The sequence below is a fragment of the Mycobacterium sp. NGS68 genome (assembly GCF_059812195.1).
The window spans coordinates 119,869-130,469 of the sequence record NZ_JCALCE010000017.1 but is presented as its reverse complement, the minus strand read 5'-3'; the positions used below and the strand labels follow the sequence as shown (position 1 = coordinate 130,469).

Below are 10,601 nucleotides of genomic sequence, written 5' to 3'. Positions count from 1 at the left end.
TGCCGCAGTGGGCGCAGAGTCATTGCGGGGCCGCGTCGAGAACGCCAGCAGCGGCGTCGGCCAACAGCTACAAGACCCGGGTGACCTTCTCCATCTCGACCCGTCGCTGCAGCGCCGCCGGGTCGGGGTTGGCGACCTGCACCAGCGACCCGCCAACGGCCATGATCGCCAGCAAAGCGGAAACCAGCTCGTCGGGCCCGGACCACGACGCGCTGGACAGCACGCGATCGCCAGACCCCAAGCCCCGCGCCTCCGCGGATGCCGCGCAGTCCGCCAGCACGGCCTCGACCGAACGGCCGGCCAAAGCCGGGCCGGGCCGGCGCTCGGGGACGACCTGGTCGCCGTGCACCCGCACCGCGGTCGCGTAGTCGGTCACGCCCACGGGCAGGTCCGCGGCGGGCCGGCCGAACGCGTCCAGCGACAGCACCGCCACCTCGGGAGCGACCGCGTCCGCCTGGTCCAGCCGGTCCACAGTGCACAAAGCGATGTCAGCCGCAGAGCCGTCCAACACGACCTCCGCGCCGATCCACCACACCCCGAACAGCACCGCCGCCGTCTGCCAGTGCGCCGGCAGCAACACCGCGACGCGGCTACCCGGCCCGGCACCCAGCTCGTCGCGCAGCAGGTTGCCGGTCTTGGCGGCCCAATTGGCCAGCGTCACGGCGGACAGCTCGATGCGCTCGCCAGAAGCGTCGTCGTAGTAGGTGATCCGCGGGCCGACCGGGTCGGCCCGCAGCATCGGGTCCAGGATGGCGCCGGAAAGCGTGCTCAGTTGATGCACTCCGGCTTGTCAGAGCCCGCGGTGAGGATCGGCGACGGCGGGGGAGCCGTGTTCTCGCCGGCCCCGCCGCCGCCGTTCACCCGCGCCGGCGTCACCGAACCCGACAGCCCGGAGCCGGGGCCGGTGTAGTCGTTGGCCAGCACCACCCGTACCGATCCGGCGGGCACGGCCGAGTCCGCGATGACGGGCAGCCCGCCCAGCTCCTTGGCGACCTCGCGGGCGCCGACGTCGTCGGACTTGTTCGCCCGAACCTGGCTGCTCTTGACGTGGCTGCCGTCGTTGTTGCCGACGGATCCGGTGGCGAATCCCTTGGCGCTCAACACGTCTGACACTGCGGCGGCCAGGCCGTTGATGTCGGTGTCGTTGACCACGTTCGCGGTGGTCTTGGCGGGCGTGTAGGCGAGTTGCTCGGTCTTGCCCTGCGACTGCTCGTGCAGCAGGCCGCCGACCCACTCCTGCACCTTGTGCGGGTCGACCCGCACCACGCTTTGCATGCCGTCGTCGCTCCAGCCGGAACCGTCGAGCACCGGGATGGTGGCGAAGGCGACGTTGCCGCCGGCCAGCTGCTGCAACTGCCGCACGAAGTCCATGATGTCCCAGCCCTGCGACAGCACCACCGAACGCTGGACGGCGGCCTCGAGCCGCTTCAGGGTCGTCGGGCTGGACAGCGTCTGCCCGGAGATGACGCGGTGCGCGAGCGAGGCCATGACGGCCTGCTGACGGACCACCCGGTCCAAGTCGCCGCGGGGCAGCTCGTGGCGCTGGCGCACGAAGCTCAACGCCTGCGGGCCGTTCAGCTTCTGCCGGCCGGCCGGAAAGTCGGCGCCGGAAAGCGGTTCGAACACGGCCTCTTTGAGGCAGACGTCGACGCCGCCGAGCGCGTCGGTGATCAAGGCGAAACCGAGCAGCCCGATCTCGGCGTAGTGGTCGACGGTGACGCCGGTCAGGTCGGTGACGGTCTTGATCAGCGCCTCGCGACCCGCCTCGGTGCCCTGCGCGGCGGCTTCGCCGGCCGACGCGCCGGCCTGGACGAGCCGGGTGCGCTTGATCTCGCGGGTCTGCCCGTAGACACCGTTGATCTTGGTCTTGCCCAGCCCCGGCGCCTGGACGTAGGAGTCGCGTGGGATCGAGATCGCGGTCGCCGACCGCCCGTTGTTCGGGATGCGGATCAAGATGATGGTGTCGGTGTTGGTGGCTTCCTCGTCCCCGGCCCGCAGCGTCGCCAGCTCCTGCGGTGACAACGCGTTGCCGTGCGCATCGGTGCGGCTGTCCAGGCCCACCAGCAGGATGTCGATAGCGCCGTCGTCGCCGCCCTTGCCCAGCGAGGGGGCGGACATGTGGAAGATGCCGTCCTGGAACGACTGGACGTTGCTCCACGCCACCCCGGTGCCGAGGACGACGAGAACGGCGAGCACGGTGGCAACCACACGAGTCACACGTTGCACAGGCATCACAACAGGTTACTTGCGACACACCCGCTTCGCGGGAAGCTGACCCCGGCGTGCCCGACGGCGGCGGGCACCGTGCCAGACTCGACACATGTCGGCCAGGATCCTGATCACCGGCGCCGGCGGGCAGCTTGGCGGCTGCTTGGCGGCGCGCGCCGCCGGCCAGGGCCGCGACGTGACGGCGCTGACGTCGTCGCAGTGGGACATCACCGACGCGACCGCCGCCGACCGGATCGTGCGAACCGGCGACATCGTGGTCAACTGCGCGGCCTACACCAACGTCGATGCCGCCGAAAGCGACCGGGACCGCGCGTTCGCGGTCAACGCCGCCGGCCCCGGGCACATCGCGCGGGCCTGCGCCGAAGCGGACGCCCGGCTCATCCACATCTCCACCGACTACGTGTTCGGCGGCGACCTCGAGCGCGCCGAACCCTACGAGCCGAGCGACCCGACCGCGCCGCAAGGCGTGTACGCCCACAGCAAGCTGGCCGGCGAACAGGCCGCGCTGACCGCGCTGCCGGGGGCCGTCGTCGTCCGCACCGCGTGGGTCTACACCGGCGGGAGCGGTCGCGACTTCGTCGCCGTCATGCGCCGGCTGGCCGACGGGGACCGCCCGGTGGACGTGGTCGATGACCAGGCCGGATCGCCGACATACGTCGAAGACCTGGCGGACGCCGTGCTGGAGGTGGTCGACGGCCGCGCGCACGGACCCGTCCTGCATGCGGCCAACGAGGGCGCGGCATCCCGATTCGAGCAGGCCCGCGCGGTGTTCGAGGCGTGCGGCGCCGACCCGCAGCGGGTGCGTCCGGTTTCCACCGCGCAAAACCCGAGGCCGGCGCCCCGGCCGCGGTACTCCGCGCTGTCCGGCCGCGAGTCCGCCGCCGCGGGCCTCACACCGTTAAGGCCCTGGCGCAGTGCGCTTGTCGCTGCACTGGCAGCCCGACCGTTACCCTCTACGCGTGACTGACGTGCTGCCGGTCGTGACGGTGACCTACTCGCCGGGACCCCATCTGGAGCGGTTCCTGGCTTCGTTGTCGCTGGCCACCGAGCGGCCGGTGTGCGTCGTGATGGCCGACAACGGCTCGACCGACGGGACCCCGCAGGCCGCGGTCGAGCGCTACGACAACGTGCGGCTATTCGAGACCGGGGGCAACTTCGGGTACGGCACCGCGGCCAATCGGGCGGTCGCGCAGCTCGGGGGCGACCAGGAGTGGGTGATCGTCGCGAACCCGGACGTGCAATGGGGTCCGGGCAGCATCGACGCGCTGCTGGAAGCCGCCGCCCGCTGGCCCCGCGCCGGCGCGCTGGGGCCGCTGATCCGCGACCCCGACGGGTCGGTATACCCGTCGGCGCGCCACCTGCCCAGCCTGATCCGCGGCGGCATGCACGCGGTGCTCGGGCCGGTCTGGCCGCGCAACCCGTGGACGGCGGCGTACCGGCAGGAGCGGCTGGAGCCCAGCGAGCGCGTCGTCGGCTGGTTGTCGGGATCGTGCCTGCTGGTGCGCCAGTCCGCGTTCAGCGAGATCGGCGGTTTCGACGAGCGCTACTTCATGTACATGGAGGACGTCGACCTCGGCGACCGGCTCGGCCAGGCCGGCTGGCTGAGCGTGTACGTTCCGTCGGCCGAGGTGCTGCACCATAAGGGCCACTCCACCGGGCGCGACCCGGCCAGCCACCTCACGGCCCACCACCGGAGCACCTACCTGTTCCTGGCCGACCGGCACCCGGGCTGGTGGCGGGCGCCGCTGCGGTGGACGCTGCGGGGATCGCTGGCGGTGCGGTCCCGTCTCATGGTGCGCAGTTCCCTGCGCAGGTCCCGGAAAGAAGAACTGGCGGAAGGGCGGCGCTGAGGTGACTGACAAGCAGGTCTCCGCGGTGGTGCTCGTCGGCGGCAAGGGCACGCGGCTGCGGCCGCTGACGCTGTCGGCGCCCAAGCCGATGCTGCCCACCGCCGGGCTGCCGTTCCTGACCCATCTGCTGTCGCGGATCGCGGCGGCGGGCATCGAGCACGTGATCCTGAGCACGTCGTACAAGGCCGCGGTGTTCGAGGCCGAGTTCGGCGACGGGTCCAAGCTGGGACTGCAGATCGACTACGTGACCGAGGAGCAGCCGCTGGGGACCGGCGGCGGCATTGCCAACGTCGCCGGCAAGCTGCGCCACGACACCGTGATGGTGTTCAACGGCGACGTGCTGTCCGGCGCCGACCTGGGTCAGCTGCTGGAATTCCACGAGGACAACGAGGCCGACGTCACCCTGCACCTGGTGCGGGTGGGCGACCCGCGCGCCTTCGGTTGCGTTCCCACCCAGGAGGGCCGGGTCACCGCCTTCCTGGAGAAGACGCAGGACCCGCCGACCGACCAGATCAACGCCGGTTGCTACGTGTTCAAGCGGCACGTGATCGACCGGATCCCCCGCGGGCGCGAGGTGTCGGTGGAGCGCGAGGTGTTCCCGGCGCTGCTGTCCGACGTGCACATCAAGATCTGCGGCTACGTCGACGCCAGCTACTGGCGGGACATGGGCACGCCGGAGGACTTCGTCCGCGGATCGGCGGACCTGGTGCGCGGGATCGCGCCGTCGCCGGCCCTGAGCGGCCAGCGCGGCGAGCGACTGGTGCACGACGGCGCCGCGGTGGCGCCCGGCGCGGTGCTGATCGGCGGGACGGTGGTCGGGCGCGGCGCGGAGATCGGCGCCGGCGTCCGGCTGGACGGCGCGGTGGTGTTCGACGGGGTCAAGATCGAGGCCGGCAGCGTCATCGAGCGCTCGATCATCGGCTTCGGGGTCCGCATCGGCCCCAGGGCGCTGATCCGCGACGGCGTGATCGGCGACGGCGCCGACATCGGTGCACGTTGCGAGCTGCTGCGCGGCGCCCGGGTGTGGCCCGGCGTCACCATTCCCGACGGCGGCATCCGGTACTCGTCCGACGTGTAAACCCCGCCGCCCGCTTTACCGCCGCCGCAAAGCGCGGGCGACCAGATGAGCCAGCGCCTGATCGGTCCCGGCGGGCAAAGCGTCGGCCGGCCACCACTGCAGGTCGTCGGACTCGTCGCTGAGCGTGATCTGTGCGCCCGCCGGCGCGTGGGCCACGAACTGCAGATCGAGGTGACGGGTCGGCACGCCCAGCGAGCAGGTGACGGGGTGCACATGAACGGCGGCCAGCTCGGGCGCGATGCGCAGGCCGGCGATACCGGATTCCTCGGTGGCCTCGCGCAGCGCGGCGGCGACGATGTCGTCGTCGTCCTCCTCGCAGTGCCCGCCGAGCTGCACCCAGCGCCCCAGCCGCGGGTGCAGCGTGAGCAGCGCCCGGGCGCCGGTGTCGTCGAGTACCAGCGCCGAGGCGGTGACGTGGCCGGGCTCGCACTCGCGCAGGCAGGAGTCCGGGCGCGCGAGCACGAAGGCCAGCACGGCGTGCCGCAACGAGTCCTGGGTCGGGTCGGGTGCCTGCCAGTCGGTCAGCAGCGCGATCGTCGAATCCCGCACGCTCACCGCGCGGCCCGCCTGGTCCGGCGGTCCCGCAGCGTGATCCACGCCGCCCGGCACTGCGCCACGACGTCGCGGGACAGCCCGAGCCCGTCGATCAGGACCCGACGGTCCACCAGGTCGAGCGCCTTCTCCGTCTCACCGGCCTTCAGCAGCAGGTCGACGTCGGCGGCCAGTTCGGCGCCGGCACAGGTCGGCGGGGGAATGGGCAGCTGCTCGGCTTCCGCGGGCTCCAGTTCCAAGATTCCTCCTCCGTAACTGCGGCCCATGATCTCGGCGAAGGCGAACGTCGCGCTGTTGTGGAAGACCGCGGCCAGCGACCTCGGATCCACGCCCGCGACCAGCCGCACCCGGTGCACGGTGTCGGTGCTGGTGGCCGCGGCGGCGTTGACGGTCAGCCGCGGCGCCAGATGGATCTGGCGCAGCAGGAACAGGTCGGGAACCCACAGCGACGGCGTGCCCCACCAGGGCGTGCGGATCGAGCACTTGTAACCGCGGTGCACGCCGGCGGCCTCACCCGCCGCGATGTGCCCAAGCAGCGCCGCCGAGGTCGGTTCGGGCGGAGCGTTCAGCAGCCAGGTCCGGTGCTGCGCGGCGATATCGCTTGCGCGGCAGTCGGAATCGTAGACCAGCCCGCACAGCTGGGCGCTGCGTGAGACCAGCGGGACGCAGTGCCGACTCAGCCCGAGCGCCCGGGCCTGCGCGTCGGTGAAGGTGAAAAAGCTGTTGCGGCCCGTCACGATGCCCACGTCGACGTCGGCCAGCTCGCCCAGCCGCCCCAGCGCCCCGCAGGCCTTCAGCGCCCGCAGCGTCTCGATCTGGGCGGGCGGCAGGAAGTACTTCGTCCACTTCTCCTGCTCGTGCAGCAGCGCCGGCGCCGACTCCGCGTCCAAGTCCAGGTCCAGACCCGCGTCCGCGAGCGCGTCGGCATCGCCCAGGCTGACCGTGCGTACCCGCGCCGGTCCCGCACCGGCGACGCCGCAGAACAGCACCACTTCCTGCAGGACGCCGTCGAACACCAACCGCCGGAAGGTCAGCAGGGTGATCTCCGCGAAGCGGGTGAGCAGGAACTCGCGTAGCTGCGCGGCGTAGGTGACCTGCAGCAGCTCGGCCGGCAGCACCAGCCCGACCCGCCCGCCGTCGCGCACCAGCGTCGCGCTCGCGACGACGAACGGCACCCACGCGTTGGTCAGCCGGGTGGGTTTGAGGCCCTCGCGGCGCATCAGCTCCAGCGCCGGCTCGCGCTGGTCCGCGGGCCAGTTGCCGAACCGGATGTAGGGCGGGTTGCCCGCTATCCCGTCCCAGCCGTCCCCGTTGCCGACGCTGGCGCCGGCAACCCAGGTGAACAGGTTGCCGACGTCGACGGGCGCGAACTCGCGTGCCTTGGCGGCCTCGTCCGCGGCCAGCTCCACGCCGCGCACCTCGCCGCTAAGCGTGGCCAGCTCCCGCAGGATCGCGCCGTCGCCGCATGACGGTTCCAGGATCCGCGGGCCTGCCTCGCGCACCCAGCGGGCCAAGAACCGGGCGACGGGCGCCGGGGTGTAGTAGCCGCCGCGGATCTTGTCGGCCGACGCCGCGGCCTTGCCCGCGAAGACGTTCACTTCTGGATCAGCAGATCCGCTAGGGCATCCGGGGGCACTGGGTCGCGCGGCCCGGACGGGTCCTCAGTCGCATAACCAATGGCGATGGCGCCCAACGGCTCCCAGTCGCCGGGCAGCTCGAGCTCGGCGCGTACCAGGTCGGCGGCGAAGATCGTCGAGCCAATCCAGCAACTGCCCACCCCGCGTACCGCCAGCGCGACCAGCAGGCCCTGCACCGCCGCCCCGACCGCGACGGTGAACATGGTGTGCTCGGCGGCGGTGCGGGCGGCGTCGGGATAGCTGTGGGCGCCGTCGGGAACCAGGAACGGGATGACGACTTCGGGTGCGTCGTAGAGGATCTGACCGCGCGCCACCCGCCGCTCGACCGAGTCGGCGGGCCTACCGTCGCCGGTGAGATCGGCACGCCACCGGTCCTTCATGCGGTCCAGCAGCCGCGTCCGGGCGCCCGGGTCCCGCAGCCACACGAACCGTACCGGCCGGGTGTGGTGCGGGGCCGGGGCCGTAAGCGCCTCGGCGACAGCGGCTTCCACCAACTCCGGCGGCACCGGCTCGTCGCTGAACCGGCGCACCGAGCGCCGCAACAGCTGCGCCTCGCGGCGGCCCTGCTCCAGGGCTTCGGCGGTGCCGAGCCAGAACAGGTCCTCGGGGCCGGGCCGCAGCAGCTGTCGGGCCGTCGTGCCGTCGTCGGTTACCACATGCCCGGGCAGCCCGCGCACCACCGCGACCGGCAGCCCGGTCAGCTTGCCCTTGACCAGGTCCGCCGCCGCGGCCACTTCGTCGGCGACGGCGATCTCGGTGACCACCAACTCGTTGCCGTGCCGGTCGACGGCGCCCGAATAGTTATGCAGCACAGACAGTCCAGCCGCGCCGATGGCGGCGTCGGTCTGCCCGTTGCGCCACGCGCGCCCCATCGTGTCGGTGATGACCACGCCGACGGCGACGCCGAGCCGCTCCTGCAGTTGCGCGCGCAGCCCCGCGGCGCTGGCGTCCGGATTCAGCGGCAGCAGGGCGATTTCGTCGTGGCTCACGTTGGATCCGTCCACCCCGGCGGCGGCCTGGATGAGCCCGATCCGGTTCTCGGTGATCAACGTTCGGCCTTTGCGCGCCAGCACGCGCACCGCCTCGTCGTCGACTAGCTTGCGGCGCAGCGTGTCCCGATCCTCGGGGTCTTCCGGCGCCGGCACCAGGCGGCCCTCGCATTTGGACACCACCTTGCTGGTGACGACGACGACGTCGCCGTCGCGCAGCCACGGCGCGGCCGCGGCCAGTGCGGCCCCCAGGTCGTCGTCCGGCCGGAATTCGGGAAGCCCGGTGACAGGCAGGATCTCGATCGTCGAGCCGGTTCCGTGCTCAGTCAACTGCGCCGCTCCTCCTCATCGCTGCGCTCTGCATCGTCGTCGGCGCGGTCAATTGCGCCGCTCCTCCTCATCGCTGCGCTCTGCATCGTCGTCGGCGCGGTCAATTGCGCCGCTCCTCCTCATCGCTGCGCTCTGCATCGTCGTCGGCGCGGCTCAGTCAACGCCCACGCCCGCCAGTTCCAGACCCGCGCGCACCATCTGCGCCGTGGCCTTCGGATCGCTCATCAACAGCGGTATCGCCCGCACCGCGACCCCCTCCAGGTCCGCCGAGTCGCCCTCGTGCACCAGCCAGCAGTCCAGTATCCCGGTGGCGCCGCGGGCGCCGTAATGCCGACCGACCGCCTCCGCCGTGGACTCCACCCCGATCACGCTCAGGCAGGCATCGGCCATGCCGCGCAACGGTTTTCCGCCGATGATCGGGGAGTAGCCGACGATCGGGGCCGGCGTCGCGCGCAGCGCACCGCGAATGCCGGGAACGGCCAGAATGGCGCCGACGCTGACCACCGGGTTCGACGGCGCCAGCAGCACGACGTCGGCGTCGGCGATCGCGGCCACCGCTTCGGTTGAGGCGCTGGCCTTTTCGGCGCCGACGAACGCGAAGCTGTGGGTCGGGACCTGGGCGCGGTGGCGCACCCACCATTCCTGGAAGTGGATCGCGCGCCGATTGCCGTCGGATGGGTCGGTGATCACCACATGCGTTTCACATCGGTCGTCGGTGGCGGGCAGCAACCGCGCGCCGGGCTGCCAGCGGTCGCACAGGGCGGTGGTGACTTGCGAGAGTGGGTAGCCGGCCGCCAACATCTGGGTGCGCACCAGGTGGGTTGCCAGATCGCGGTCGCCCAGTTCGAACCAGTCGGGCTGCACGCCGTAGCGCGCGAGTTCCTGCCTAGCATGCCAAGTTTCGTCACGGTGACCCCAGCCGCGCTGCGGGTCGACCCCACCGCCGAGGGTGTACATGCAGGTATCCAGGTCCGGGCAGATCCGCAGTCCGTGGATCCACGCGTCGTCGCCGATGTTGACGACGGCGGTCAGCTCGTGGCCCGGCTGCGTCGTCCCGGCGTACTGGCCCAGGCCGAGCAGTTGTTGCACACCGAGAAGAAAACGGGCGCCGCCGACCCCACCGACGAGTACGGTGACCTTCACAGCGCTTGACAGTACTGCCCGGGCAACGACGGCCGGACGGCGCGCTGCCGTCGAGCGCCGGTCAAGGGCAATCCTCCGGTAGTGATGCGAACTCGGTTGCGGGCTGATATTACTGTTAATTGAAGTGGCTGGAGTTGCCATTGTGACTGCGGGGGAAGGCAATTGTGAGCAGTCGCACTAGACACGCCGAAGACCGTCGGTGACAGAAACGCCGAAATTTGATCACGAGATGATATGGAAATGCCGCAAAATGCTTGACCGGACACACCAACCCGTGTCTAATCACATCAGTGTCATTTCCCGGTTGGCCGGCCGGTTCCGGTGTCGCAGACCGAGATTCGATCACTTGTTCGAATTGTCTGTATATCACAACAGCGGGAAACACACACTCTCCCAATCGATCTGAGGAGGCGGACGAAGCATGTCCTACGAGCACCTTCGGGGTGTACTGGCAAGCACACCGCAGACAACTATCGGCTCGTCACCGGTGCCAATTGCTCGGCCGCATTTGAGTGTGGTCCCCGAAGTGCCCGCCTCATTCGAGCCGGAACCGGAGCCCGAACTCACGCCGGATCAATGGCAGGACCGGGCTTTGTGCGCGCAGACGGATCCGGAAGCCTTCTTTCCGGAAAAGGGCGGCTCCACCCGCGAGGCAAAGAAGATCTGCCTCGGCTGCGAGGTGCGGCACGAGTGCCTCGAGTACGCCCTGGCCCACGACGAGCGCTTCGGCATCTGGGGCGGCCTGTCCGAGCGTGAGCGCCGGCGCCTCAAGCGCGGCATCGGCTGAGCGCGC

At 71.0% G+C, this 10,601-nt stretch carries 10 protein-coding genes and 1 pseudogene; 4 read left to right on the top strand and 7 right to left on the bottom strand.

The window, feature by feature from the left end:
- Positions 1-67: 67 nt before the first annotated feature.
- Entirely contained in the window at positions 68-781 is a 714-nt protein-coding gene (locus AC5Y5V_RS19435) for a TIGR03089 family protein (protein WP_499938601.1), read from the bottom strand.
- Positions 769-2,235: an LCP family protein gene (locus AC5Y5V_RS19430; protein ID WP_499938599.1), complete on the bottom strand. Its 1,467-nt coding sequence runs from the start codon at positions 2,233-2,235 to the stop codon at positions 769-771. The genes AC5Y5V_RS19435 and AC5Y5V_RS19430 overlap by 13 nt, the downstream gene beginning before the upstream one ends.
- Before the next feature lie 85 nt (positions 2,236-2,320).
- Between AC5Y5V_RS19430 and rfbD the strand changes: the two genes are divergently transcribed.
- From rfbD to manB, 3 genes are read left to right on the top strand one after another with little or no spacing between them, the layout of a single operon-like run.
- Positions 2,321-3,196 (top strand): dTDP-4-dehydrorhamnose reductase, encoded by an 876-nt coding sequence (gene rfbD, locus AC5Y5V_RS19425; protein WP_499938597.1) that lies wholly within the window; start codon positions 2,321-2,323, stop codon positions 3,194-3,196.
- A complete protein-coding gene (locus tag AC5Y5V_RS19420; RefSeq protein ID WP_499938595.1) occupies positions 3,189-4,079 on the top strand; it encodes a glycosyltransferase family 2 protein in 891 nt (296 codons plus the stop codon). The genes rfbD and AC5Y5V_RS19420 overlap by 8 nt, the downstream gene beginning before the upstream one ends.
- Position 4,080: 1 nt before the next feature.
- The gene (gene manB / locus AC5Y5V_RS19415) at positions 4,081-5,157 is read left to right on the top strand and encodes a mannose-1-phosphate guanylyltransferase (RefSeq protein WP_499938593.1); all 1,077 of its coding nucleotides are present in this window, start codon (positions 4,081-4,083) and stop codon (positions 5,155-5,157) included.
- A 15-nt stretch (positions 5,158-5,172) separates the two neighbouring features.
- Here manB and AC5Y5V_RS19410 read toward each other — a convergent pair whose 3' ends face one another.
- The 5 genes and pseudogenes from AC5Y5V_RS19410 to cofD all read right to left on the bottom strand — a co-directional run bounded on the left by AC5Y5V_RS19410 (position 5,173) and on the right by cofD (position 9,808).
- Positions 5,173-5,712: an NUDIX hydrolase gene (locus AC5Y5V_RS19410; RefSeq protein WP_499938591.1), complete on the bottom strand. Its 540-nt coding sequence runs from the start codon at positions 5,710-5,712 to the stop codon at positions 5,173-5,175.
- Entirely contained in the window at positions 5,709-7,307 is a 1,599-nt protein-coding gene (locus AC5Y5V_RS19405) for an Eco57I restriction-modification methylase domain-containing protein (RefSeq protein WP_499938589.1), read from the bottom strand. Before AC5Y5V_RS19405 ends, AC5Y5V_RS19410 begins: the two co-directional genes overlap by 4 nt.
- On the bottom strand, positions 7,304-8,665 hold the full coding sequence (locus AC5Y5V_RS19400) for a coenzyme F420-0:L-glutamate ligase (RefSeq protein WP_499938587.1): 1,362 nt from the start codon (positions 8,663-8,665) through the stop codon (positions 7,304-7,306). The genes AC5Y5V_RS19405 and AC5Y5V_RS19400 overlap by 4 nt, the downstream gene beginning before the upstream one ends.
- 65 nt (positions 8,666-8,730) lie before the next feature.
- A pseudogene (locus AC5Y5V_RS19395) lies at positions 8,731-8,803 on the bottom strand (hypothetical protein); the annotation flags it as partial.
- A gap of 15 nt (positions 8,804-8,818) precedes the next feature.
- Positions 8,819-9,808 carry a 2-phospho-L-lactate transferase gene (gene cofD, locus AC5Y5V_RS19390; RefSeq protein ID WP_499938585.1) on the bottom strand — a complete coding sequence of 330 codons (990 nt, stop codon included), beginning with the start codon at positions 9,806-9,808 and terminating at the stop codon, positions 8,819-8,821.
- Between the two features lie 421 nt (positions 9,809-10,229).
- Between cofD and AC5Y5V_RS19385 the strand changes: the two genes are divergently transcribed.
- Positions 10,230-10,595: a WhiB family transcriptional regulator gene (locus tag AC5Y5V_RS19385; RefSeq protein ID WP_499938583.1), complete on the top strand. Its 366-nt coding sequence runs from the start codon at positions 10,230-10,232 to the stop codon at positions 10,593-10,595.
- Positions 10,596-10,601: the final 6 nt, after the last annotated feature.